Here is a 24,250-nt window from a genome sequence, read left to right as displayed (position 1 = left end):
CGGTCGCGCGCTACGCGCTCACCAGCCCCATGGTTGCGTCCCAGGCGGCCACGGCGGCGCGGGCGGCCTCCGCGACGCGCCCGGGCGTCCAGCCGGCCTTGAAGAGGGCGCTGCCGAGGCCGAAGCCGTCGATGCCGGCGGCGCGCCACTCGGCGAAATCCGCCGGACCGACGCCACCGACGGCATAGACCTGCGTGCCCTTCGGCAGCACGGCGCGGATCGCGGTCACGCCGTCGCGGCCGAGGGCGCTCGCCGGGAAGACCTTCAGCGCGTCGGCGCCGGCGGCGAGCGCCGCGAAGCATTCGGTGGCGGTGAAGACGCCGGGGTAGGAGCCGAGGCCGAGCTGCTTCGTGCGCTCGATGACGCGGGTGTCGGCGTTCGGCGAGACGATGAAGGTCGCACCCGTGGCGGCGACGGCGCGCACGTCCTCGGGGGTGAGCACGGTGCCGGCGCCGATCGCCGCGCGCTCGCCGAGTGCTGCCTGCATCGCGGCGATGCTCCGCAGCGGCTGGGGCGAGTTCAGCGGCACCTCGATCCGGGTGATGCCGGCGGCGATGAGTGCCTCGCCGGTCTCGACGGCATGGGCAGGCTCGAGGCCGCGCAGGATGGCGATGAGCGGTCGGGTCATGGGTGGGCTCCGTTGCTGGCAGCGCGGACCGCGATGGCCGCGTGGGCGGCGGCGAGGCCGGCGAGGGTCATGGCGGTGGCGTCGGCCACGCGGGCGTCGAGGCCGGCGAGGCCGAGCGCGCCACGGTAGGCTCCGGCGATCGCGGGCGCGCCGATCAGCACCACGTCGCGCCCGAGCCAGTAGGGCCGGGCGGCCGCGATCTCGGCACCGATGAGCAGGCCCGAGAGCCGCGCGCGGGCGAGCGTCGGGTCGAGCGAGGCGACGAGCGCGCCGGCACGCAGGCCGAAGAGGCGCGCGGGCACGCGCTCGGGCCGGGCGAGGCCCTCCTCGGCGGCGGCGAGGAAGGCGGCCTCGTCCCAGCCGTCGGGCGCGACGGTGCGGCGCAGGACCGACTGGGTGGCGAGGAGCGCGAAGATCTCGCCGGTCATGTAGCTGGCGAAGCTCACCACCTCGCCGGCCGACAGATGGGCCCACTTGGTGTGGGTGCCGGGCAGGCAGGCGACGCCGTCGAAGCGCGGCTCGCGGGCGAGGAGGCCGGCGATCTGGGTCTCCTCGCCGCGCATGACGTCGGCGGGGTCGAGCTGCGACAGGCCGGGCAGGATGCGCACCGCGAGGCGCGGGTCGGCGGTCGCCACGCGGGCGGGGCTGGCGGGCGACGGCGGGCAGGGGACGGCGGCATAGGGCGCCTCGACCCAGGCGCCGCGGGCGCCGGCCATGCCGCAGACGATCACGTCGGTCGGTCGGGTGCTTTTCCGGTCGCCCAGCCACGGGCCGATGGCGGCCAGCAGCGCGGCCTCGAAGGCGCCGGGCGCGAGGGTCGAGGCGCCGGTCGGGGCGCTGGTCTCGGCGCGCGGCCGGCTGTCCGCGTCCATCGCCCAGGCCCGCAGGTTGGAGGACCCCCAGTCGACAGCGATCCAGTCGGGGGTGATCGGGCCGGCGGCGATCGTCGCGCCGGCCGGGTGGTCCGCGGGGGTTGCGTTCTGGCTGGTCACGTCCACCTCCCGTCTGTCCGGCCGACCTAAGGCCGGGGAGCCGCCGTGGTCAAGCTGCGGCCGGGGCCGCAGGAGCCGGTGCGCGCAGGCTTGCGTAGCGGGCGAGAACCGGCAGAACTGCGGGGCAAGCGAGAGCAAGGGAGGTCGCGGATGGCGACGAGCGAGATGACGGCTGGGGAAACGGCGGTCTTCGTGCCGCATGGCAGGCATCTGATCGCGGGCGAGTGGGTCGGCGCCGGGGCGACCTTCCGCTCGGAGCCGGCGTCGGGGCCGGCGCACGACTTCGCGGTGGGCACGCCGGAGCTGGTCGACCGCGCCTGCGAGGCGGCGGAGGCGGCATTCTGGTCCTACGGCTATTCCAGCCGCGAGGAGCGGGCGGCGTTCCTCGAGGCGATCGCCGACGAGATCGAGGCCCGGGCCGCGCCGATCACCGAGATCGGCACGCAGGAGACCGGCCTGCCGGCGGGCCGGCTCGAGGGCGAGCGGGGCCGCACGACCGGGCAGCTGCGTCTGTTCGCCTCGCACATCCGCGAGGGCGACTATCTCGACCGGCGCGTGGACAAGGCGCTGCCGGACAGGAAGCCGCTGCCGCGGCCGGACATCCGGCTGATGCAGCGGCCGATCGGGCCGGTGGCGGTGTTCGGCGCGTCGAACTTTCCGCTCGCGTTCTCGGCGGCGGGCGGCGACACGGCCGCGGCGCTGGCCGCCGGCTGCCCGGTCGTGGTGAAGGGGCATTCGGCGCACCCGGGCACCGGCGAGATCGTCGCCGAGGCGGTGAACGCGGCCCGGACGCGGCTCGGGATCCACCCCGGCGTGTTCAGTCTGGTGCAGGGCGGCAACCGCAAGGTCGGCGAGGCGCTGGTCACGCATCCTCGGATCAAGGCGGTGGGCTTCACCGGCTCGCTGGGCGGGGGACGGGCGCTCTTCGACCTCTGCGCGGCCCGGCCGGAGCCGATCCCGTTCTTCGGCGAGCTGGGGTCGGTCAACCCGATGTTCCTGCTGCCGGAGGCGGTCAAGGCGCGGGGCGGCGCGATCGCCGAGGGCTGGGCCGGGTCGCTGACCATGGGGGCGGGGCAGTTCTGCACCAACCCCGGGATCGCGGTGATCCGCGCGGATCAGGCGCAGGGCTTTGCCGAGGCGGCGACGGCGGCGCTCGGCAAGGTCGGCGCGCAGGTGATGCTGACCGAAGGCATCGCGCGCGCCTATCGCGACGGCACGGCGCGGATCGCCGGCGGCGCCGGCGTGCGCGAGCTGCTCGCCACCGCCTGCGACCGGCGGCAGGCGACGCCGCAGCTGTTCCTGGTCGAGGCCGCCGCCTGGGTCAGCAACCACGCGCTGGCCGAAGAGGTGTTCGGGCCGCTCGGGCTCATCGTCACTGTCGCGGACGAGGCCGAGATGATCGAGGTCGCGAAGAGCTTCGAGGGGCAGCTGACGGCGACGCTGCATCTCGACGCGGGCGATACCGCGCTGGCGCGCAGGCTGCTGCCGGTGCTGGAGCGCAAGGCAGGCCGCGTCCTCGCCAACGGCTTCCCGACCGGGGTCGAGGTCTGCGACGCGATGGTCCACGGCGGGCCCTATCCGGCGTCGACGAACTTCGGCGCCACGTCGGTCGGCACCCTGTCGATCCGGCGCTTCCTCCGGCCGGTCTCCTACCAGAACCTGCCCGCCGACGTGCTGCCGGACGACCTGGCGGTGTGAGCGACGCGCGGGGCCGCCGGTCGCACCGGCGGTCCCGCGGGCTAGACGATCCCCGTGTCGATGAGGCGGCGGGCCACGGCGGCGAAGGCGCGGGCCTCCGGGCTGTCGGGGTGGGTGGCGACGATCGGCGCGCCGCTGTCGCCGGCGACGCGGACCTTCAGGTCGAGGGGAATTTCCCCGAGGAACGGGATCCCGAGCTTTTCCGCCTCGGCGCGCGCGCCGCCGTGGCCGAAGATGTGCGCCTCGTGCCCGCAGTTGGGGCAGATGTAGGCGGACATGTTCTCGACCATGCCGAGGACCGGCACCTTGAGCTTGCCGAACATGTCGAGCGCCTTCCGCACGTCGAGCAGCGCCACGTCCTGCGGAGTGGAGACGACGACGGCGCCGGTCAGCGGATAGCGCTGCGACAGCGTGAGCTGCACGTCGCCGGTGCCGGGGGGCAGGTCGACGATCAGCGTGTCGAGCTCGCCCCAGGCGACTTGTCCCATCATCTGCTGCAGCGCGCCCATCAGCATCGGGCCGCGCCAGACCACCGCCTCGCCTTCCTTCAGCATCAGGCCGATCGACATGAGCGTCACGCCGTGCGCGGTGAGCGGCAGGATGGTCTTGCCGTCCGGCGACTTCGGCCGGTCCAAGACGCCCATCATCCGCGGCTGGGAGGGGCCGTAGATGTCGGCGTCGAGCAGGCCGGTGCGCTTGCCGGCGCGGGCGAGCGCGACGGCGAGGTTGGCCGCCAGCGTCGACTTGCCGACGCCGCCCTTGCCGGAGGCGACGGCGACGATGGTGCGCACGCCGGGGACCGGCTCGGGGCCGGCCTGCGGCGTCGGGTGGCGGCCGATCTTGAGGTCGGGCGGCGGCGCCTTGGGCGTCGGGCCCCTGGATGCCGGGCCGTGCGCCGTCAGCAGCGCCGAGACGCTGGCGACGCCGGGCAGGGCAGCGACCGCCGCCTCGGCTGCGGCCCGGGTCGGCTCGAGCCGGCTGCCGAGGGCGGGGTCGACCTCGAGGAGAAAGCGCACCCGGCCGCCTTCGACCGCGATCGCGCGCACGACGTCGGCCTCCACCACGCTGCCGCTGGTGCCGGGCATCGGCACGCGCCGCAGGGCTGCGAGGACGTCGTCTCGGGTCAGGGTCATCGTCGAAGCTCGCCTCGTTCTGCGGGGCCGCGGTCGGCGGCCCGTGGCCTCTAGATCATCCAGTCGGTGGGCGGAGGCAAGGCCCGCTCCGACTCAGTGAAAAGGGTGAATCCCGGGTTAACGCTGCGGGATGTTCGTTTCCGATTGTGCCGCTCATGCACGGCGCCGGCAGGATCGCCCCTATGCCGGCCGGAGCCATGTCGGTGTTTTAGAAGGAATTTTGGCAATGATTAACAGTTTGTTACAAGCCATGCGTGACCCGCATGGCTGGTTTTACCCACAGGGCGTTGCATTGCGGTGCAGCGCGATTATTTTGCACTGCAACAAAGACGGAAACGCTCAGTCACGAACGCATGCGAAAGGAAACGGACATGACGGCATCGAGCACCGCAAAGTTCGGCTCCGGTTTTACCGTGGTCGGCGAGCGGACCGAGGGTCTCCTCGGAAGGATCAATCGCGCCTGGCAGGACTTCCGGGCCTATCACGCCACCCTCGCGGAGCTGAGGGCGCTCTCCGACCGCCAGCTGGCCGATCTCGGCCTCGGCCGGGCGGGCATCCGGGGCATCGCGCACCGCTCCGTCTACGGCAACTGAACACACGCGCCCGCGGGCGCCGCACCCAATCCGAAGGATCATCACCATGGCCAACGTCGTTCACGCTGAATTCGGTCGCGCCCGTCCGGGCCTGCTTTCCCGCCTGAGCGGGGCGATCGCCGACTATCGGCTTTACCGCCGCACGCTTTCCGAGCTGGAGTCGCTGTCGAACCGCGATCTCCGCGACCTCGGGATCTCGCGCTACTCCACGCGGCAGATCGCCTATGACGCGGTCTACGGCCGCTGACACCAGACACGGGAGCCCGACGGGTTCGAGACAGGGGCCGGGCGGCGATCGCCCGGCCCCTTGCGTTTGTGACGGAAAGCCGGCCCCGGCGGCCGGCTTTCCGTCAGGTCTCAGCCGGCAGCGAGGAAGAAGCGCACCATCTCGGCCGAGGCGTCGGGGCCGGCGGGGTCGGTGAAGCTGCCGGCCTTGCGCCCGCCGGACCAGGCATGGCCGGTGCCCTCGATCATCCAGAGTTCCACGATCGGCTGGCCGTCGGGGCCGCGCGCCACGGATCGGCCGATCGCCCGGTCGCCGAACGAGGTGTGGCCTTCGCGTGACGGGCGGACGCCGGCCAGCGCGCAGGCGCGTGCCGCCAGCCGGTCGGCGTTCATCGGGTGGACGACGGCGTCGGACGTGCCCTGGAACACGATCACGCGCGGGGCGTGGTCGCCGGGGGCCAGCGGCCGGGCGGCGGCGGGGGCGCCGCGCATGGCCGCGATGGCCGAGCGCGCGTCGTGGGCCGTGCCGCAGGCGAGGCCCGAGTGGACGCCGACCGCGGCGAAGATGTCCGGGTAGCCCTCGCCGAGCACCGCCGCCATCGAGCCGCCGGCGGAGAGGCCGGCGACGAATACCCGCGACGGCGGGACGCCGAACTCCGCCGCGAGCGCGGTGGCGAGGCCCGCGAGGATCGCGGGCTCACCGGCGCCGCGCTGCTGGTGCTCTGGCTCGAACCAGCTCCAGCAGTGCCGCGCGTTGTGGGGCGTCTCCTGCTCCGGCCAGGCGACGACGAGACCGCGGTCCGCGGCCAGCGCGTTCATGCCGGTGCCGACCGCGAAATCCTCCGGGGTCTGCAGGCAGCCGTGCAGCATGAGGATGAGCCCTTCGACGGGGCCGGGCGGCACGAACAGGCGATAGTTGCGGCGTCCGGCCGCGCACTCGAAGCTGCGTGGCTCCAGCCCCGGCGGCGGGGCCAGCGGAACGGGCATCGGCCGGCCCGCGAGGTCCGCGACCACCTGGCCGAGGCTCTGGCGCCGCGCATCTGGGCGGGAGGCCGGCACGACCGGCGGCAGGCTGTCGCCCAGTGCGATGCGCAGGCTCGCCGCCGCGCCGGAGAAGTCGAGCCCGCGTGCCGCACTCATCGCCTGGCGCAGGGCCCCGACAATATCCTTTCCCATGACTGCCCGCTCCTCGTCGCATTGCCCCCGGGCGACCGGGGGGCTTTTCCTCAAGATGGCGACGATTGTGCGCCGCAGCAAGAGTGGCGTTAAGAGGATCGGCCGCAACCGGCTTGGAGGCTGGACGGCGGGAAGCCGCGTGCTAAGGATCGCAGCCGAGGCCGGCACCCGGGAGAGGTGCCTGAACGGGAGGACGAGACATGCTGAAGGGGATCGACCCGATCCTGAACGCCGAGGTGCTGGGCACGCTGCGGGCCATGGGCCATGGCGACGACCTGATCCTCTGCGACCTGAACTTTCCGGCGCAGTCGGTGGCACAGCGCACCGGCCTCGGCCGGCTGCTTCGGATCGACGCGCCGATGCCGCGGGTCGCGCGCGCCGTGCTCTCGGTCTATCCGATCGACAGCTTCGTCGACGACGCCGCCGCGCGCATGGAGCGGAGCGATGCCCCGGACCAGATCCCGGACGTGCAGCGCGAGGTGCAGGCCGAGATCGACGCCGCCGAGGGCCGGAGCTGGCCGATGATCGCCATCGAGCGCTTCGCGTTCTACGAGCGGGCAAAGCAGGCCTATGCGGTGATCCAGACCGGCGAGCGGCGGTTCTGGGGCTGCGTCGCCCTGCGCAAGGGCGTCCTGCCGCCGGAGGCCTGAGCCATGCCGCGCGCAAACCGCGTCGTCATCCTCGGCGTCTTCGTGGCCGATACGTCGTACCGTGCCAGCCGGCTGCCACGGATCGGCGAGACGATCCTGGGGCGGAGCTTCGTGCTCGGCCCCGGCGGCAAGGGATCGAACCAGGCGGTGGCGGCGGGCCGGCTCGGGGCAGAGGTGAGCTTCATCACCCGGCTCGGGGCGGACGCCTTCGGCGCCATGGCGCTCGCGATCTGGGCCGAGGCCGGCGTGCGCCCGGCGGTGCAGCGCGATCCGGAGAGCTATACCGGCGCCGCCTGCATCTTCATCGAGGACGGCACCGGCGACAACGCCATCATCATCTCGCCCGGCGCCGCGGCCGAGATCACGCCGGCCGATCTCGACGCGCAGGCCGGGCTGATCGCTGGGGCGGCGGTTTTCGTCACGCAACTGGAGCAGCCGCTCGACGCGGCGGTGCGCGGGCTCGAGATCGCCCGGGCGAACGGCGTCGCGACGATCCTGAACCCGGCGCCGGCGCAGCCGCTCGACGATGCCGTGCTCCGCCTCTGCGACTACCTGACGCCGAACGAGACGGAGATCGGCGAGATCGCCGGCATGGCGGTGACGGACGTGGCGAGCGCCCGCGCGGCGGCCGACCGTCTGCTGGCGCGCGGTGTGGGCACGGTCGTCGTCACGCTGGGGGAAAAGGGCGCGCTGCTGCACGGCCGGGGCCGCTCGGTGGTGGTGCCGGCGGTTTCGGCCGGTCCGGTGGTGGAGACGACCGGGGCCGGGGACGCGTTCAACGGCGGCTTTGCCACGGCGCTCGCCCGAGGGGCCGACGCCGACGTCGCCGTCCGCTACGGCTGCGCGACCGCCGGCCTGTCGGTGACTCGCGCCGGCGCGGCACGCTCGATGCCATCCCGTGCCGAGGTTGAGGCCCTGCTGGCGCGCCTCTGAGCGGAAATGCATCGAATGTGACGGAAAGGTGCTCACAATTTCAGCCATAGCGGAGAAATGCCCGCGCGGCGGGCGACTGCCCCTTGCTGCCGCCCGCGCAGCCGCGGTATGAAGAGGGCAATGAGCCGCGCGTTCTCTGGTGGTTTCCTCCCCAAACCGAGTATCTGGTCACGCGGCGGCGGGAAGGGCGACTCCGGCGCCCTTCCCGCGAGTTTTCGGCCCGGCTTGCTCCTGCTGCGAGCCACGGGATAAGTGTCGGGCGCTCGCTCCGGAGGCCCCATGCAGACCACGCTCCGCCCTGTCGACGACCTGAGCCTCGAAGCGGCGCGCGACGAGCTTGCGTCGCTGGCCGAGCGGATCGAGCGGGCAAATCTCGCCTATCATCGCGACGACGCGCCGGATCTGAGCGACGCCGACTATGACGCGCTGCGGCGGCGGAACGCGGCGATCGAGGCGCGGTTTCCCGAGCTGAAGCGCGCGGACAGCCCGTCGGAGCAGGTGGGCGCGACGCCGGCCGAGGCCTTTGCCAAGGTGCGGCACGCCCGGCCGATGCTGAGCCTCGAAAACGCCTTCGACGATGCCGAGGTGGTGGAGTTCGCCGACCGGGTGCGGCGCTTTCTGAACCTCGGCGCCGACGCGCCGCTCGCCTTCACCGCCGAGCCGAAGATCGACGGCCTTTCCCTGTCGCTGCGCTATGAGGCGGGCGAGCTCGTGACCGCGGCGACGCGCGGCGATGGCGAGGTGGGCGAGAACGTCACCGCGAACGCCCGCACGATCGGCGACATTCCCGCCCGGCTTGCGGGAGCGCCGGAGGTGCTCGAGGTGCGCGGCGAGGTCTACATGAGCCACGCCGACTTCGAGGCTCTGAACCTGCGGCAGGCCGAGGCGTCGGGGCGGACGTTCGCCAATCCGCGCAATGCGGCCGCCGGCTCGCTGCGCCAGCTCGACGCGCGGATCACCGCGGCACGGCCGCTGCGGTACTTCGCCTATGCGTGGGGCGAGGTGTCCGAGCCGCTGGCCGAGACGCAGGCCGGCGCGATCGAGCGGCTGGCGGCCCTTGGCTTTGCCACCAATCCGTTGATGCGCCGCTGCGGGCGCGTCGATGAGATGCTGGCGCACTACCGGCTGATCGAGGGGCGCCGCGCGAGCCTCGGCTATGACATCGACGGCGTGGTCTACAAGGTCGACCGGCTGGACCTGCAGGCGCGGCTCGGGTTCCGCTCCACGACGCCGCGCTGGGCGCTGGCGCACAAGTTCTCCGCCGAGCGGGCGACCACCGAGCTGGAGGCGATCGACATCCAGGTGGGCCGCACCGGGGCGCTCTCGCCGGTGGCGCGGCTCCTGCCGGTGACGGTCGGCGGCGTCGTGGTGAAGAACGCGACGCTGCACAACGCCGACTACATCGCCGGGCGCGACTCCAGGGGCACGCCGATCCGCGAGGGACGCGACATCCGGGTCGGCGACTGGGTGACGATCTACCGGGCGGGCGACGTGATCCCGAAGGTCGAGGACGTCGACCTCTCGCGCCGGCCGGCGGGGGCGGTGCCCTATCGCTTCCCGGAACAGTGCCCGGTCTGCGGCTCGGACGTGGTGCGCGAGGAGGGCGAGGCGGCCAGCTACTGCACCGGCGCGCTGGTCTGTCCGGCGCAGCAGGTGGAGAAGATGAAGCACTTCGTCAGCCGCGGCGCCTTCGACATCGAGGGCCTGGGGGCGAAGGCGGTGGAGGCGCTGTTCGTCGACGACTGGATCCGGGAGCCGGCCGATATCTTCACGCTCGCGTCGCGGCATGGGCCGGGGCAGCCGACACAGGTGAAGAATCGCGAGGGCTGGGGCGAGAAGTCGGCGGAGAACCTGTTCGCCGCCATCGACGCCGCTCGCGTGGTGCCGCTCGACCGGCTGATCTTCGCGCTCGGCATCCGCCATGTCGGCGAGACGGCGGCGCGGCTGGTGGCGCGGCACTACGGCTCGTGGACGCGGTTCGCGGAGGCGATGACCGCAGCGCACGAACACGTCGGGCCGGAATGGGACGATCTGAACGCGGTGAACGGCATCGGCGAGGTGCTGGCCGGCTCGCTGGTCGATTTCTTCCATGAGGCGAGGAACCGGGCCGCGGTGGACCGGCTGGTCGCGGAGCTGACGGTGGGCGACGTGGCGGCCCCGTCCGCCAGCGGCTCGCCAGTGGCGGGCAAGACGGTGGTGTTCACCGGAACGCTCGAGAAACTGACCCGCGCCGAGGCCAAGGCCGGGGCCGAGGCGCTGGGCGCGAAAGTCGCGGGCTCGGTGTCGGCGAAGACCGACTACGTTGTCGTGGGACCGGGCGCAGGCTCGAAGGAGAAGAAGGCGCGCGAGCTGGGGCTCGTGATCCTGAGCGAGGACGAGTGGCTGGCGCTGACCGGCCGGTAAGGCGGGCGCCGGGTTCCGTGATGGAACCCGCGCCCGATCCGTGCGTTTGCTGCGTTCGTGGAGCGATTCCAGCGGAACGAGGAGACTGGGCGTTGGGTATCATCTGGACAATCATCATCGGCTTTCTGGCCGGCGTCATCGCGAAGTTCATCATGCCCGGTCGGAACGAGCCGCAGGGCTTCGTGCTGACCGCAATCCTTGGCATCGTGGGCGCCTTCGTGGCGACATTCCTCGGCCAGGCGCTCGGGTGGTACGGCCCGAACCAGGGAGCAGGATTGATCGGCGCCGCGGTCGGCGCGATCATCGTGCTTGCGGTCTGGGGCTTCATCTCGAAGCGCGCCTGACCGGAACGCAAGAACAGGTAATCTGACATTCGGATCGGGAGAAGCAAATGGCTTCCAAAGGCATGCCGTCGCTGCTGGCGCTGCTCGGCCTCGCGGCCGTCGCCGGCTATCAGAACCGGGACAAGCTGCGCGACATGATCGCCGGCGGCGCCGAGCCGGTTCCTGCCGGCGCCGGTGCTGGCGCAGTCGGGTCCGGTGGACTGCTGGGCGAGATCGGCAAGATGTTCGGCGGCTCGGAGGAACTCGGGGCGCAACCTCAAGGACGGGCTCGACTCGCTCGTCGACCGCTTTCGCACCGCCGGGCATGGCGAGAAGGCGGACTCCTGGGTGTCGAGCGGCGACAATGCGGGGATCGAGGAGAGCGAGCTCGAGACTGCGCTCGGGGCCGACACGCTCGACGAGCTGGCGGCGAAGACCGGCCTGTCGCGTGCCGAGATCCTGAACCGGCTGAAGACGACGCTGCCCGACACCATCCACCGCCTGACGCCCGACGGCCGGGTTCCGTCCGAGTCCGAGGCGAAGACGCTGGTCTGAATCCGGCCCGCTGCTACGGCCGCCGCCGGAACCGCTTCCGGCGGCGGAACCAGTCCGGATTGTCCTGCACGAACCGCGCGATCCAGTCCGAGATGAACGATCGCGACCCCTGGCGCACGTAGACAAAGCCATAGGCGGCGATGATGAGCCCGCCGGTGGCGTCGAGGATCAGGTCGATCATCGTGTCGGTCAGGCCCGACGGATCGCCGGGCGTCGGTGTCTGCATCGTGGTGCCGAGCGTCACGTCCATCAGGAACTCGACGATCTCCCAGAGCGCCCCCAGCGCCAGCGCGAAGGTGAACGCGAAGACCGCCATGAACAGCGGCTTCACCGACAGGTCGATGCGGTGGTCCTCGTTCAGCAGGTAGATGAGCATGAAGCCGAGGATGCCGAGCAGCAGGCCGGAGCTGAAGTGCAGGACCGAGTCCCACCACGGGAACATCACGTAGAACCGCTGCATCGACCCGAGGTAGAGCGCGGCAAAGACGAAGACCACGGCGAGGATCTGGAAGGCGTACGGCATCCGCACGGACAGCCGGTGGCGCAGCAGCAGCGGCAGCAGCGTCACCGCCATGATCGCGAGGACGAGGAGCGCGTCCTGCAGGTCACGGCGCCAGAGCAGCAGTGCTGCCTCGATCCCCATGGCCGTCTGCAACACGATGAGCAGGATCCGGTGCAGCCGTTCGGCGGGATCGCTCGGCAGGATCGCGCGCTTGCCCACGCCGCTCAGGCCCGCGCGATCCAGCCGCCACCGAGCACGCGCGCGCCGTCCGCCGCGTAGAAGACACAGGCCTGGCCGGGCGCCACCCCTTCCTCCGGGGCGAGCAGCTCGACCCGCGCCCGCGCCGGCCCGGCGGGGAACACCCGCGCAGGCTTCGGCCGCCGGGTGGAGCGCACCCGCACGTCCACCTCCCAGCCCTCCGCAGGGGCCGCCTCGAACGGCCCCGACCCGAGCCAGTTCACCTCGGCAACCGGGAACGTGGCGCGGGCCAGCGCGTCGCGCGGACCGACGATCACCCGGCGCGCCTCGGCGTCGAGGCGGACGACGAACAGCGGCTCGCCGCCGGAGTCGCCGCCGCCGACCCCGAGGCCCCGCCGCTGCCCCACGGTATAGCGGATCACCCCCTCGTGCCGGCCGAGGACGCGGCCGTCGAGATGCACGATGTCGCCCGGCTCGGCCGCCCCCGGCCGCAGCTTTTCGATGACCGCGGCATAGGAGCCGTCCGGCACGAAGCAGATGTCCTGGCTGTCGGGCTTTTCCGCCACCGGCAGGCCGAAGCGCGCGGCGAGCGCCCGGGTTTCCGCCTTCGAGGCGAGACCGCCGAGCGGGAAGCGCAGGAACTCGAGCTGCGCGGGCGTGGTCGAGAACAGGAAATAGCTCTGGTCCCGATCCGGATCCGCCGCCCGGTGCAGCTCCGGCCCGGCGGGCCCCATCAGGCGCCGGACATAGTGGCCGGTCGCCATGCAATCCGCCTCGAGATCGCGCGCCGTCTCCATCAGGTCGCGGAACTTCACCCGCTCGTTGCAGCGGATGCAGGGCACGGGCGTGGCGCCGGCGAGATAGGCGTCGGCGAATTCGTCGATCACCGCGGCGCGGAACCGGCTCTCGTAGTCGAGGACGTAGTGCGGAAAGCCCATCGCCTCGGCCACCCGGCGCGCGTCGTGGATGTCGCGCCCGGCGCAGCACGCCCCCTTCCGGGCGAGTGCCGCGCCGTGGTCGTAGAGCTGCAGCGTCATGCCGACCACGTCGTAGCCCTCGGCCTTGAGCAGCGCCGCGACCACCGAGCTGTCGACGCCGCCCGACATGGCGACGACCACGCGCGTTTCGGCGGCGGGCTTCGCAAGCCCGAGCGAATTCAGGTCGTCGAGGGGCACGGCGGTGGTCATGAGTGGGCTGGAATATAGTAAAACCCTAAGCACCGGCAAGGGTTAGCTTCATGGGCACTTAAGGGATCGGCCGCTAGGTAGCCATGTGTCGAGTGCGCGAGTTTTGTGGAGTGGATCATGTATATTCGTCGCGGGAAAGGACCAGTCGCCGTCGTTCTGCCGGATGGCAGTCGGCTGACGCGATCTGACCTGCCGCCGGCCGATACCGACCGCTGGGTTGCCCGTCGCAAGGCGATTGTCGTCGCGGCGGTCGACCACGGCCTGATGGACGCGGCGGAGGCCTGCGAGATGTACTGCATCTCCGAGGAGGAGCTCGACGCCTGGCGGGCGGCGATGGCCCGGCACGGCGCATCGGCTTTGCGCGTCACCTCGCTCCAGAAGTATAGACAACTTTAGGGCGAGCTGCTACGGGATCGGCTATCGCGTAATCAGTCGTTAACCATTCAGGGGTTATCCACGGACGCGGCGCGAAGGGCCGGTTGGTAGAACGGAGTGCAGGGCATGCGCGTCCTCCTTGTCGAAGACGATCCGACGACTTCGAAGAGCATCGAATTGATGCTTCAGAACGCGAATCTCAATGTCTACGCGACGGATCTCGGCGAAGAGGGTATCGACCTCGCCAAGCTCTACGACTACGATCTGATCCTGCTGGACCTGAACCTGCCGGACATGAACGGCCACGATGTGCTGCGCCAGCTGCGCCTCGCCAAGGTCGAGACGCCGATCCTGATCCTCAGCGGCGCCGACGACACCGAGAACAAGCTCAAGGGCTTTGGCTTCGGGGCCGACGACTACATGACGAAGCCGTTCCACCGGCAGGAGCTGATCGCGCGGATCCACGCGATCGTGCGCCGCTCGAAGGGGCACGCCCAGTCGGTGATCCAGACCGGCAAGTTCATGGTGAACCTCGACCAGAAGACCGTCGAGGTCGACGGCAAGTCGGTGCATCTCACCGGCAAGGAATACCAGATGCTGGAGCTTCTCTCGCTGCGGAAGGGCACGACCCTGACCAAGGAGATGTTCCTCAATCATCTCTACGGCGGCATGGACGAGCCGGAGCTGAAGATCATCGACGTCTTCATCTGCAAGCTCCGCAAGAAGCTCTCCGAGGCCACGGGAGGCGAGAACTACATCGAGACGGTGTGGGGTCGCGGATATGTGCTCCGCGATCCTGCGAGCAGCGAGGCGAAACGCAGGCTGGCGGTCGGGGCCTGAGGCGAGGCGCCGCGACCACTCGGAGTGGCAGGACGTACCGCCTGCGGGCGGCGAGTGCGAACAAGGCCCGGGCCGGCAGACCCGGGCCTTTTCGCTGTCCGGGGGGTGCTCCGGGCAGCAGTTGCCCCCTCCCGCTCCGGCGGCGCGGCCCGTATGGTGCCGGCAGCTCGCAAGACAACGGGAGATCCCGCAATGATCCGCCCTCACCAGCCGTTCGCCCGCCTCGCCCTCGCCGCCGCGCTCGCTTTCGCGGCGCTGCCCGCCGCCGCCGACGAGTTCACCGACACCGTGGAGAGCGCCCTCAAGGCGTACACCGACGGCGATGTGGACGGGGCGCGGCAGGACCTCGACTATGCCTCGAAGCTCCTCGGCAGCATGAAGGCCCAGAGCCTGGCGAAGTTCCTGCCCGAGGCGCTGCCGGGCTGGACCCGGGCGGAGCCGAGCGACGGGGACAGCGCCGACTTCATGGGCATGTTCGGCGGCGGCACCACCACGGAAGCGTCGTACAGCAAGGACGGCGCCGACCTGACGATCACCCTTGTCGCCAATTCGCCGATGGTCTCGAGCGTCGCGGCGATGATCTCCGGCGTCGCCGGAATGGCGACGGGCGACAAGCCGATTCGCGTCCAGCGCACCGAGTTCCACCACGACGGCGACGAGCTGCAGGGCGTGGTGAACAACAAGGTCATGGTCAGCGTCTCGGGCAGCGCCACGATCGAGGACAAGACCGCCTACCTCGAAGCGATGGACTTCAAGGCGCTGGGGGACTTCTGAGGGGCCCGTCGCGGGAGGTGGCCGGCAGCGCGTCCGCGCCGACGCCCGCCTCGATCGCGGCTGGCATGACGGGGGTGATCGCGACGCTGCGGTTCAGCGGCTCCGAAATGCCGCCCGTGGCGCCGAGGGGCTCGTCGGCGTCACGGCGATTCGCTCTGCGGAGATGAAAGACGGGTCCAGACGTCTTGCAATACTTACGGAACTACAGTGCAATAGATGTCAATCCGCGAGTCCCTTCTTAGCCGTCGTCGCCTTGTGGCGCGCGCCGGCAGCAGCGGCAAAATCCGCAAATGCCGTTATCCCCTTAGAGTTGTGTTAACCTTGTTAACGATCTATCGAGGGGTGCGGTGGAAGGACTTTACCGCGCGCATTCGGGCGGACTATAAGCTGTACGTGCTCCACTGAGAACCACAACATCGGCCGAGGCGAGAGGGCAAGGGACATATGTTTGGTGCGTTGAGCGGGCTGTTCTCGTCGGACATGGCGATCGACCTCGGGACCGCGAACACCCTGGTTTACATCAAGGGCAAGGGCATCGTCCTCAACGAGCCCTCGGTGGTCGCCTACTCGCTCAAGGACGGCAAGAAGCGGGTGCTCGCCGTCGGCGAGGAGGCGCGGCTGATGCTCGGGCGCACTCCCGAGTCGATCCAGGCGATCCGGCCGCTGCGCGACGGGGTGATCGCCGACTTCGAGGTCGCCGAGGAGATGATCAAGCACTTCATGAAGAAGGTGCACCGGCGCGGCGGCTGGGCGAAGCCGAAGGTGCTGGTCTGCGTGCCGCATGGCGCGACCTCGGTGGAGCGTCGGGCGATCCGCGAGAGCGTGCTCGCGGCGGGCGCGCGCAAGGCGGGGCTGATCTCCGAACCGATCGCGGCGGCCATCGGCTCGGGCATGCCGATCGCCGATCCGACCGGCAACATGGTGGTGGACATCGGTGGCGGCACGACGGAGGTGGCGGTGCTGTCGCTCGGCGACGTGGTTTATGCGCGAAGCGTGCGCGTCGGCGGGGATCGCATGGACGAGGCGATCATCAACTACCTGCGCCGGCACCACAACCTGCTGATCGGCGAGGCGACGGCAGAGAAGATCAAGTGCGAGATCGGCACGGCGCGGATGCCCGACGACGGCCGCGGTGCGCGGATGGACGTGCGCGGGCGCGACCTGCTGAACGGCATCCCGAAGGAGATCGAGATCACGCAAGGCCAGATCGCCGAGGCGCTGGCCGAGACGGTGGCGCTGATCGTCGACGGGGTGATGAACGCGCTGGAGCAGACGCCGCCGGATCTGGCCGCCGACATCGTCGACCGCGGGGTGATGCTGACCGGCGGCGGCGCGTTGCTCGGCGACCTCGACCTGGCGCTGCGCGAGCAGACCGGGCTCGCGATCATGGTGGCGGAGGACTCGCTCAACTGTGTCGCGCTCGGCACCGGCAAGTCGCTGGAGTTTGAAACCCAGCTCGCCCATGTGATAGACTTCGGAGCGAACTGAGGCGGGCGCGAGACCTGCCCGGCCGAGGCACGCCGGCGTGTCCTGCAAAGACATCGGCCCGGTAAAAGGCATTGAAACCCGTGGCGCTGCGCAGCGATTCCCCTCCCGACTACCTCCGCGGGCTCCGGCGCGTGCTGTTCGGCACGTTTGTCGTGGTGCTTGTGGCGCTGTTCCTGCTCTGGCGCATCGACAACGCCCGGGTGGAGCAGTTTCGCGTCGATCTCGTGGATACATTCGTGCCGAGCTTCGAGTGGACGACCCGGCCGATCGCCGAGACCACGCGGATGATCGCCGACCTGCGCGCCTACGGCCGGATCTACGAGCAGAACGCCGAGCTGCGCCGCGAGCTGCAGCGGATGCAGGGCTGGCGCGAGGCGGCGCTGCAGCTCGAGCAGAAGAACGCGAAGCTGCTGGCGCTGAACCGGGTGCGGCAGAACCCGCGCCTCAGCTTCGTGACGGCCGAGGTGCTGGCGGATTCCGGCAGCCCGTTCAGCAACTCGGCAATGGTGAACGTCGGGCGGATCGACGGGGTGGAAGACGGTTGGGCGGCGATGGACGGCCTTGGGCTGGTCGGCCGCGTGGCGGGTGTCGGCGAGCGGTCGTCCCGGATCATCCTCGTCACCGATGCGTCGAGCCGGGTGCCGGCGACGATCCGGCCGTCCGGCCAGCGGGCGATGGTGGCGGGCGACAACACCGCCGCGCCGACGCTGGAGTTCCTCGACCAGCAGGACGAGCTGCGCCCCGGCGACCGGGTGGTCAGCTCGGGCGACGGCGGCATCTATCCGCCGGACATCCTGATCGGCCAGGTCTATATCGGCAAGGACGGCCGCGCCCGGGTGCGCCTCGCCGCCGATACCCGCCGGCTCGAATTCGTCCGCGTGGTGCGCTCGGTGCCGGCGCCGGAGGTGGACGGGCCCGGCGGACTGATCGGCCCGTTGCAGCCGGGCGCGCCGGTGGCGGACGCCGGCACCGGAGGCGGGCAATGAGCGCCGGGCTGTCCCGGGGGGTGGAGGCCGTGCTGCTGCCGGCGATCGGCGTCGTCGCGCTCGTCGGCATGACCATGCCGCTCGATCCCGGCCGGCTGACGCCGCCGGATCTGGTGTTCTGCCTGATGATCGCCTGGGTGGTGCGGCGGCCGGACCGGGTGCCGGTCTGGGCCGCGCCGCTGCTCGGGCTGCTCGGCGATGCGCTGCTGATGCGGCCGATCGGGCTCGGTGCGCTCGGTCTGATGCTCGCGACCGAGGTATTCCGCGGCCGCGCGACCGCGCTGCAGGCGGCGCCGTTCCCCCTCGAATGGCTGGCCGCCGCCTTGGGCTACGTCGCGATGCTGCTCGGCATGCGCCTCGTGCTCGGCGCCACCTTTGCCGGCGGGCCGGGGCTCGGCCGGCTCGGGATCGCCGCCGCGGCGACCGCCGCCGCCTATCCGCTGGTGGTGCTCGGCCTCGTCTGGTGCCTCGGCCTCCGGCCGCGGGGAGGCAAGACATGAGCGGGATCGGCCGCCGCGCCGTCATGCTGCTCGGCCTGCAGGCCGGACTGGCCGGCGCGCTCGCCTGGCGGATGCGCGACCTGCAGATCGTGCAGGGCGACAAGTACAAGCTGCTGGCGGAGGAGAACCGCATCAACCTGCGGCTGATCCCGCCGGCCCGCGGCCTCATCACCGACCGCACCGGGGCGCTGATCGCCGGCAACCGGCAGAACTATCGCATCGTCATGGTGCGCGAGCAGGCGCGCGACACCGCCGCGGTGCTGGCGCGCCTCGCCGAGATCATCGACCTGCCGCCCGACCGGCAGGAACGCGCGATCAAGGAGATGGCCGGGCGCAGCCCGTTCGTGCCGGTGGTGGTGGCCGAGCACCTGACGTGGGACGATGTGGTGCGGGTCTCGGCCAACGCGCCGGTCCTGCCCGGGGTCGACGCCGAGGTGGGCCTCAGCCGCTTCTATCCCGACGGGCTCTCGACCGCGCATGTGGTGGGCTATGTCGGGCCGGTCTCCGACGCGGACCTCGCCAAGATGGAGAGCCCCGACCCGGTGCTGCAGATCCCGCGCTTCCAGATCGGCAAGACCGGGATCGAGCAGAAGCTCGAGGCCGACCTGCGCGGCGAGGCGGGCACGCTGCGGATCGAGGTGAGCGCCTCGGGCCGGGTGATGCGCGAGCTCGGCCGCGTGGAGGGCACGCCGGGACAGGACATCGAGCTCACGCTCGACAAGGGCCTGCAGGACTATGCCATGCGCCGGATGGCGGGCCAGAGCGCGGCGGCAGCGGTGATCGACGTGACGAACGGCGACATCGTGGCGCTGGCTTCCGCGCCCGGCTTCGATCCGAACAGCTTCGTCTTCGGCATCTCGTCGCCGGAGTGGAAGGGGCTGCTGGCCGACGAGTACCGGCCGCTCGCCAACAAGACGGTGACCGGCACCTATCCGCCCGGCTCGACCTTCAAGGTGGCGATGGCGCTCGCCGCGCTGGAGGCGGGGGTGGTGAGCCCGCGGGATTCAGTGAGCTGCCCGGGGTTCACCCAGCTCGGCAACCGGCGGTTTCACTGCTGGAAGCATGGCGGCCACGGCCGGGTCGACCTGCGGCGCAGCCTCGCGCAGTCCTGCGACTGCTTCTATTACGAGATGGGCCGCCGGCTCGGACCGGATCGGATCAGCGCCATGGCGCACCGGCTGGGCCTCGGGGTGGCACACGACCTGCCGATGCCGGCGGTCTCGGCCGGCAACATGCCCGATGCGGCCTGGAAGAAGGCGAACCGCCGGGAGGCCTGGACGACCGGCGACAGCTTCAACTACGGCATCGGCCAGGGCTTCACCCTCGCCTCGCCGCTGCAGCTCGCGCTGATGGCGGCGCGGGTGGCGAGCGGCCTCGACCTCACGCCGCGGCTGATCCGCTCGGTGGGCGGGGTCGCGGCGGCGGCGCCGGCGCCCGTGGCGCTCGACATCGACCCGGTGCACCTGCACGCGGTGCGCGACGGGATGTATGCGGTTTCCAACGAGGGCACGGCGTTCCGCTCGCGCATCGTCGATCCGGCGATGCTGATGGCGGGCAAGACCGGCACCAGCCAGGTGCGGATCATCTCCGCGGCCGAGCGGGCGGCGGGCGTCACCTCGAACGACCAGCTGCCGTGGAAGCGGCGGGATCACGCGCTGTTCGTCTGCTACGCGCCCTACGACAAGCCGAAATACGCGGTGGCGCAGATCGTCGAGCATGGCGGGGGCGGCTCGGCCGTGGCAGCGCCGATCGCCCGCGACATCCTGCTCTATGCGCTCTGCGGCGGCCTCGCGCCGCTGACCGCCTATCCGGCGGAACAGCGCGAGGCGATCGAGAAGGAGCGCGCGGCGATGCAGCCCGAGGGTCAGGAGGCCGCGGCGGCACCCGTGCGGGACCGCGCGTGACGGGCGCTGCGCCAGCGTCCGCGAGAGCGGCGGCGTCGGCCCGCCCGCGCACGGGCGTCGGGGATGGTTCCGGCGTTGCTGGAAGGTCCGGCTGGGACGCTCCGTCAAGGCGCCTCTGCCGGTGGGATGAGCCGGGTCGGGCCGGCCTCAAGGGTGAAGGCGCGGCCATGCCGCCGGTAAGCCCGTCGCAACCCGGTGCGGAAGGGGCGGGGCGATGAGCGTGGCGGAGCGGGACGGCATCCTGCGCAAGCTGCTGCTGGTGAACTGGTCGCTGGTGCTCCTGCTCTGCGCGGTCGCGACGGCGGGCTTTCTCATGCTCTATTCCGTCGCCGGCGGCTCGCTCGACCCGTGGGCCGACGCCCAGATGGTGCGCTTCGCGGTCGGGCTGGCCATCATGCTCGGGATCGGCCTCGTCGACATCCGCTTCTGGCGCTGGATGGCGCCGTTCGCCTACGCGGTGTCGCTGGTGCTGCTCGTCGCCGTCGACGTGATGGGGGTGATCGGCATGGGCGCACAGCGCTGGATCGCGCTCGGGCCGCTGCAGATCCAGCCGTCGGAGATGATGAAGATCGCCCTCGTGATGGCGCTGGCCGCCTACTACGCGAAGCTGCCGGTCGAGAAGGTGTCGCGGCCGCTCTGGGTGATCCTGCCGCTCGTCCTGATCCTGATGCCGGTGGCGCTGGTGATGGAGCAGCCGGACCTCGGCACCGCGATCCTGCTGCTCGCCGGCGGCGGCGCGGTGATGTTCCTCGCGGGCGTCAGCCTCTGGTACTTCGGCGCGGCGCTGGCGCTCGGCGGCGGGCTCGTCACCGCCGTGCTGAAGTCGCAGGGCACCGACTGGCAGCTGATCGAGGACTATCAGTTCCGCCGGATCTTCACGTTCCTCGACCCGTCCGCCGACCCGCTCGGCGCCGGCTATCACATCACCCAGGCAAAGATCGCCATGGGCTCGGGCGGCCTGCTCGGCAAGGGCTACATGCAGGGCACGCAGGCCCGGCTCAACTTCCTGCCGGAGAAGCACACCGATTTCATCTTCACCACGCTGGCCGAAGAGTTCGGCTATGTCGGGACGACGACGATCCTGGTGCTCTACCTGCTCATCATCGTGTTCTGCATCGTCTCGGCGGCCTCGAACCGCGACCGCTTCGGTGCATTGCTGACCGGGGGCATCGCCATGAGCTTCTTCCTGCTCTTTGCGGTGAACATGGGTATGGTGATGGGGCTGATGCCGGTGGTGGGCGTGCCGTTGCCGCTCATCTCCTACGGCGGGTCGGCGATGCTGGTGCTGCTGGCGGCCTTCGGGCTGGTGCAGAGCGCGCACATCCACCGGCCGCGCGGCAACGACTGAGCGAAGGGGGACGACCATGGCGCCGCGCATCCTGTTCTCGGCCCCCGAGGGGCAGTGGCCGCTGTGGCGGCCGCACCTGCTCGCGGCCTTCGCCGACGCCGGGCTCGACGTGACGCTGACCGACGATCCGTCGGGGCCCTGGACCTTCGACTACGTGGTCTACGCCCCCGGCGGGCCGGTGGACGACTTCGCGCCGTTCGAGCGGGTGAAGGCGGTGCTCTCGCTCTGGGCCGGGGTCGAGACGATCGTCGGTGACAGCTCGATCGTCGTGCCGCTCTGCCGCATGGTCGACGAGGGGCTGACCCGCGGCATGGTGGAATGGGTGACGGCGCACGTCATGCGCTACCACCTCGGCACCGATGCGCACGTGCTGGGCCAGGACGGGGTCTGGCGCCATGGCGTCGTGCCGCCGCTCGCGCCGGATCGCGCGGTGGGCATCCTCGGGCTCGGCGAGCTGGGTCGCGCGGTGGCCGCGACGCTGGCGGGCCTCGGCTTCCGCGTCACCGGCTGGAGCCGCGGTCCGCGCGAGCTGGCCGGGGTCGAAACCCGCAGCGGCGCCGACGGGCTCGACGACGTGCTCGCGGAGGCGGAGATCCTCGTGCTGCTGCTGCCCGCGACGGCGGCGACCGAAGGGCTGATCGACGCCCGTGCGCTGGCCCGGCTGCCGCGCGGCGCGCGCATCATCAATGCCGGACGCGGGCCACTGATCGACGACGCCGCGCTCCTGAAGGCGCTCGACAACGGCCATGTCGCGCACGCCACGCTCGACGTCTTCCGCGACGAGCCGCTGCCGCCTTCGCATCCGTTCTGGGCGCATCCGCAGATCACCGTCACGCCGCACGTCGCGGCGGCGACCCGGCCGGCGAGCGCGTCGCTCGCAGTGGCCGAGAACGTTCGGCGTGGCGAGGCGGGGCTCGCGTTCCTGCACGTGGTGAACCGGGCGGAGGGGTATTGAGCGGCCCGGTTCCGCCGGCAAGCGACAACGAGCGTACCCGGCTCGCCGCGAATGCTCTGGACCGTGCGTCGACGGCCTGTCTGGCGGTGGGGATCTTTGCGCGGCTCTCCGCCGCGACGCTCGGCAGCGCGCATGTCCCGCTGCTCGGGATCGTGGTCTCGTTCGCAGGATGGCTCGCGGCGGCAATCATGCCACATATGGCGGCGCGGCGTGTGCCGGAGGATTGAGGCCATGACGGCCGGTTGGGTGGTGTTCGGGCTGGTCATGCCCGCCATCGTCGCGGGCGTTGGCTGGCTCGGGGTGCTCGCCAACGAACGCTATCTGCGCGGGCAGGAGGCGAAGCGAGCGCGGGCCGCCGAATAGCTCGGCCGAGCGGTCCTCAGCGCAGCCGGGGCGGACGGTTCTCCCGCACGGGCGCGGGCTCTTCCACCGGCGCCGGCATCTCGAAGCGCAGGCCCTCCCGCGCGACCGCGGCTGCAAGGGCTGATCCTGCGTCCGGAAAGGTCACGTCGAGCGCCGCGTCGTCGAGGCCCGAGAAGCGCACCGCCTCGGCAACCGCCGCCGCCATCGCCGGACGTGCCGCCACCGGCACGCCGACGAGCGCGAGCAGCAGCGCGGGCGGGCCGTCGCCGAGGCGCGCGGAGACGAGATGGGCGCTCGCCAGCCGGTCGGCCATCGCGGCGAGCTTCGGCCCGAGCGCATCGAGGAGCGGCCGCGGCACGATCCCCGGAGGGCCGATGTCGCTGGCCCGCGCCGAGGCTTCGGGCACCGCCTCCGCCGCGATCCGCGCCAGCCAGTCGACGGCCTCGGGCGGCAGCAGCGCCGCCGACGGCGCCCCGAGGTTCAGCGCGAGGCCGGTGCCGTGGCCGGCGAGCAGCGCCACCAGCCGGCGGCCGGTCAGCGCGGCGAAGTCGGCCGGCGCGCCGAGGAATTCCGCCATCCGGTCGTCGCGGTCGAAGGCCAGCACCACCGGGCCGTCGCTCAGCCCGAAAATCTGCGGCTCGATCCGCTCGTCCTCCGGTGGCGCGGCCAGCGGCACGATCAGCTCGGTGTCGAGGATGCGCTCGTGGAAGCGCAGGCGCAGCGCGGCGTCTTCCGGGGCGGCCTCGTGGGCGGCGTGGGCGAGATCGAGCGGGGTCTGCATCAGGCGACGGTCTCCAGCAGGGCGGCCACACGGGTGCGCAGCTCCGGCACCACCTCCGCCTCGAACCACGGGTTGCGCTTCAGCCAGCCGGTGTTGCGCCAGCTCGGATGCGGCAGCGGCAGCAGGGCGGGCAGGGCGTTCCGCCAGTCCGCCACGGCCTGAGTGACCGGCCGGGCACGGCCGAGGTGCCAGCGCTGCGCGTGGCCGCCGATCAGCAGCGTCAGCCGCACCCCCGGCATCACCGCCAGCGCCCGTTCGCGCCAGAGCGTCGCGCAGAGCGCGGGCGGCGGCAGGTCGGAGCCGCCGGCATCGTAGCCGGGAAAGCAGAACGCCATCGGCAGCACGGCAAACCGACGCCGGTCATAGAACGTCGCCCGGTCCACCCCGAGCCAGTCGCGCAGCCGGTCGCCCGAGCGATCGTCGAACGGCCGCCCGAGCGCATGCACCTGCGCGCCCGGCGCCTGCCCGCACAGCAGGATCGGCGCGGTCGCCGACAGCCACGGCACCGGCCGTGGCGCATGGTGGGTTCGGGTGGCGGCAAACCGCCCGGCGCAGGCGCGGCAGGCGAGCACTTCCTCGGTGAGGCGCGCGAGGCCGTCGGCAGGCAACACGGGGGCGGAAGGCGCGGGCATGACCGGGGAGGTAGTCCGCCCGGCGCGCCGGCGCAACGGCCCGCAGTCGGCGCGGTTGCCGCTACAGGCGCGCGCCCGCCACGCGGGGGACGCAGCATGTTGATGCCG

27 protein-coding genes are annotated in these 24,250 nt (G+C 71.6%); 19 read left to right on the top strand and 8 right to left on the bottom strand.

Annotated features, from left to right (window positions below; all coding sequences use genetic code 11):
- Positions 1-10 precede the first annotated feature (10 nt).
- Both QM699_RS13915 and QM699_RS13910 read right to left on the bottom strand, forming a co-directional pair.
- A complete protein-coding gene (locus QM699_RS13915; protein WP_415011689.1) occupies positions 11-628 on the bottom strand; it encodes a 2-dehydro-3-deoxy-6-phosphogalactonate aldolase in 618 nt (205 codons plus the stop codon).
- A complete protein-coding gene (locus QM699_RS13910) occupies positions 625-1,557 on the bottom strand; it encodes a 2-dehydro-3-deoxygalactonokinase (protein ID WP_415012758.1) in 933 nt (310 codons plus the stop codon). Before QM699_RS13910 ends, QM699_RS13915 begins: the two co-directional genes overlap by 4 nt.
- 213 nt (positions 1,558-1,770) lie before the next feature.
- Here QM699_RS13910 and QM699_RS13905 point away from each other — a divergent pair, with 213 nt between their 5' ends.
- Positions 1,771-3,318: an aldehyde dehydrogenase (NADP(+)) gene (locus QM699_RS13905; protein WP_415011688.1), complete on the top strand. Its 1,548-nt coding sequence runs from the start codon at positions 1,771-1,773 to the stop codon at positions 3,316-3,318.
- 41 nt (positions 3,319-3,359) lie between these two features.
- Here the strand turns inward: QM699_RS13905 and QM699_RS13900 are convergent, their stop codons facing one another.
- The gene (locus QM699_RS13900; RefSeq protein WP_415011687.1) at positions 3,360-4,451 is read right to left on the bottom strand and encodes a P-loop NTPase; all 1,092 of its coding nucleotides are present in this window, start codon (positions 4,449-4,451) and stop codon (positions 3,360-3,362) included.
- A 371-nt stretch (positions 4,452-4,822) separates the two neighbouring features.
- Here QM699_RS13900 and QM699_RS13895 point away from each other — a divergent pair, with 371 nt between their 5' ends.
- Together QM699_RS13895 and QM699_RS13890 are read left to right on the top strand one after the other, a co-directional pair.
- On the top strand, positions 4,823-5,044 hold the full coding sequence (locus QM699_RS13895) for a DUF1127 domain-containing protein (RefSeq protein WP_415011686.1): 222 nt from the start codon (positions 4,823-4,825) through the stop codon (positions 5,042-5,044).
- A 46-nt stretch (positions 5,045-5,090) separates the two neighbouring features.
- Positions 5,091-5,291, top strand: a complete 201-nt coding sequence (locus QM699_RS13890; protein ID WP_415011685.1) for a DUF1127 domain-containing protein — start codon at positions 5,091-5,093, stop codon at positions 5,289-5,291.
- A 110-nt stretch (positions 5,292-5,401) separates the two neighbouring features.
- Here QM699_RS13890 and QM699_RS13885 read toward each other — a convergent pair whose 3' ends face one another.
- Positions 5,402-6,445: an alpha/beta hydrolase family esterase gene (locus tag QM699_RS13885; RefSeq protein ID WP_415011684.1), complete on the bottom strand. Its 1,044-nt coding sequence runs from the start codon at positions 6,443-6,445 to the stop codon at positions 5,402-5,404.
- 200 nt (positions 6,446-6,645) lie between these two features.
- Between QM699_RS13885 and QM699_RS13880 the strand changes: the two genes are divergently transcribed.
- The 5 genes from QM699_RS13880 to QM699_RS13860 all read left to right on the top strand — a co-directional run bounded on the left by QM699_RS13880 (position 6,646) and on the right by QM699_RS13860 (position 11,309).
- Positions 6,646-7,095, top strand: a complete 450-nt coding sequence (locus QM699_RS13880) for an RbsD/FucU family protein (protein ID WP_415011683.1) — start codon at positions 6,646-6,648, stop codon at positions 7,093-7,095.
- Positions 7,096-7,098: 3 nt separating this feature from the next.
- The gene (gene rbsK, locus QM699_RS13875; RefSeq protein WP_415011682.1) at positions 7,099-8,028 is read left to right on the top strand and encodes a ribokinase; all 930 of its coding nucleotides are present in this window, start codon (positions 7,099-7,101) and stop codon (positions 8,026-8,028) included.
- A 279-nt stretch (positions 8,029-8,307) separates the two neighbouring features.
- The gene (gene ligA / locus QM699_RS13870) at positions 8,308-10,431 is read left to right on the top strand and encodes an NAD-dependent DNA ligase LigA (protein WP_415011681.1); all 2,124 of its coding nucleotides are present in this window, start codon (positions 8,308-8,310) and stop codon (positions 10,429-10,431) included.
- Positions 10,432-10,523: 92 nt separating this feature from the next.
- On the top strand, positions 10,524-10,775 hold the full coding sequence (locus QM699_RS13865; RefSeq protein ID WP_415011680.1) for a GlsB/YeaQ/YmgE family stress response membrane protein: 252 nt from the start codon (positions 10,524-10,526) through the stop codon (positions 10,773-10,775).
- A gap of 195 nt (positions 10,776-10,970) precedes the next feature.
- On the top strand, positions 10,971-11,309 hold the full coding sequence (locus QM699_RS13860; RefSeq protein ID WP_415011679.1) for a YidB family protein: 339 nt from the start codon (positions 10,971-10,973) through the stop codon (positions 11,307-11,309).
- 13 nt (positions 11,310-11,322) lie between these two features.
- On the opposite strand, the gene QM699_RS13855 is transcribed toward QM699_RS13860, so the two are convergent.
- On the bottom strand, positions 11,323-12,030 hold the full coding sequence (locus QM699_RS13855; RefSeq protein WP_415011678.1) for a hypothetical protein: 708 nt from the start codon (positions 12,028-12,030) through the stop codon (positions 11,323-11,325).
- Between the two features lie 5 nt (positions 12,031-12,035).
- Complete coding sequence (mnmA, locus tag QM699_RS13850) at positions 12,036-13,196, bottom strand: tRNA 2-thiouridine(34) synthase MnmA (RefSeq protein ID WP_415011677.1); 1,161 nt, start codon at positions 13,194-13,196, stop codon at positions 12,036-12,038.
- 117 nt (positions 13,197-13,313) lie between these two features.
- Here mnmA and QM699_RS13845 point away from each other — a divergent pair, with 117 nt between their 5' ends.
- The 11 genes from QM699_RS13845 to QM699_RS13795 all read left to right on the top strand — a co-directional run bounded on the left by QM699_RS13845 (position 13,314) and on the right by QM699_RS13795 (position 22,729).
- The gene (locus QM699_RS13845) at positions 13,314-13,592 is read left to right on the top strand and encodes a DUF1153 domain-containing protein (protein ID WP_415011676.1); all 279 of its coding nucleotides are present in this window, start codon (positions 13,314-13,316) and stop codon (positions 13,590-13,592) included.
- A 105-nt stretch (positions 13,593-13,697) separates the two neighbouring features.
- On the top strand, positions 13,698-14,411 hold the full coding sequence (ctrA, locus tag QM699_RS13840; protein ID WP_415011675.1) for a response regulator transcription factor CtrA: 714 nt from the start codon (positions 13,698-13,700) through the stop codon (positions 14,409-14,411).
- Between the two features lie 192 nt (positions 14,412-14,603).
- A complete protein-coding gene (locus QM699_RS13835; protein WP_415011674.1) occupies positions 14,604-15,185 on the top strand; it encodes a hypothetical protein in 582 nt (193 codons plus the stop codon).
- 444 nt (positions 15,186-15,629) lie between these two features.
- Positions 15,630-16,673, top strand: coding sequence for a rod shape-determining protein (locus tag QM699_RS13830; RefSeq protein ID WP_415011673.1), 1,044 nt, complete (start codon positions 15,630-15,632; stop codon positions 16,671-16,673).
- An 80-nt stretch (positions 16,674-16,753) separates the two neighbouring features.
- Positions 16,754-17,659, top strand: a complete 906-nt coding sequence (mreC, locus tag QM699_RS13825; protein ID WP_415011672.1) for a rod shape-determining protein MreC — start codon at positions 16,754-16,756, stop codon at positions 17,657-17,659.
- A complete protein-coding gene (gene mreD, locus QM699_RS13820) occupies positions 17,656-18,159 on the top strand; it encodes a rod shape-determining protein MreD (RefSeq protein WP_415011671.1) in 504 nt (167 codons plus the stop codon). Before mreC ends, mreD begins: the two co-directional genes overlap by 4 nt.
- Positions 18,156-20,063 (top strand): penicillin-binding protein 2, encoded by a 1,908-nt coding sequence (gene mrdA / locus QM699_RS13815; RefSeq protein WP_415011670.1) that lies wholly within the window; start codon positions 18,156-18,158, stop codon positions 20,061-20,063. Before mreD ends, mrdA begins: the two co-directional genes overlap by 4 nt.
- 214 nt (positions 20,064-20,277) lie before the next feature.
- Positions 20,278-21,411 carry a rod shape-determining protein RodA gene (gene rodA / locus QM699_RS13810; protein ID WP_415011669.1) on the top strand — a complete coding sequence of 378 codons (1,134 nt, stop codon included), beginning with the start codon at positions 20,278-20,280 and terminating at the stop codon, positions 21,409-21,411.
- Between the two features lie 16 nt (positions 21,412-21,427).
- Positions 21,428-22,366: a 2-hydroxyacid dehydrogenase gene (locus tag QM699_RS13805; RefSeq protein WP_415011668.1), complete on the top strand. Its 939-nt coding sequence runs from the start codon at positions 21,428-21,430 to the stop codon at positions 22,364-22,366.
- A complete protein-coding gene (locus QM699_RS13800) occupies positions 22,363-22,593 on the top strand; it encodes a hypothetical protein (protein ID WP_415011667.1) in 231 nt (76 codons plus the stop codon). Before QM699_RS13805 ends, QM699_RS13800 begins: the two co-directional genes overlap by 4 nt.
- A gap of 4 nt (positions 22,594-22,597) precedes the next feature.
- Positions 22,598-22,729, top strand: coding sequence for a hypothetical protein (locus QM699_RS13795; protein WP_415011666.1), 132 nt, complete (start codon positions 22,598-22,600; stop codon positions 22,727-22,729).
- Positions 22,730-22,745: 16 nt separating this feature from the next.
- On the opposite strand, the gene QM699_RS13790 is transcribed toward QM699_RS13795, so the two are convergent.
- Positions 22,746-23,510: an SseB family protein gene (locus tag QM699_RS13790; protein WP_415011665.1), complete on the bottom strand. Its 765-nt coding sequence runs from the start codon at positions 23,508-23,510 to the stop codon at positions 22,746-22,748.
- The gene (locus tag QM699_RS13785) at positions 23,510-24,142 is read right to left on the bottom strand and encodes a uracil-DNA glycosylase family protein (RefSeq protein WP_415011664.1); all 633 of its coding nucleotides are present in this window, start codon (positions 24,140-24,142) and stop codon (positions 23,510-23,512) included. The genes QM699_RS13790 and QM699_RS13785 overlap by 1 nt, the downstream gene beginning before the upstream one ends.
- Positions 24,143-24,250: the final 108 nt, after the last annotated feature.

Origin of the sequence: Amaricoccus sp. (assembly GCF_047602525.1) — a bacterium.
GTDB lineage: Bacteria > Pseudomonadota > Alphaproteobacteria > Rhodobacterales > Rhodobacteraceae > Amaricoccus.
This window is presented reverse-complemented; position numbering and strand designations above follow the sequence as displayed.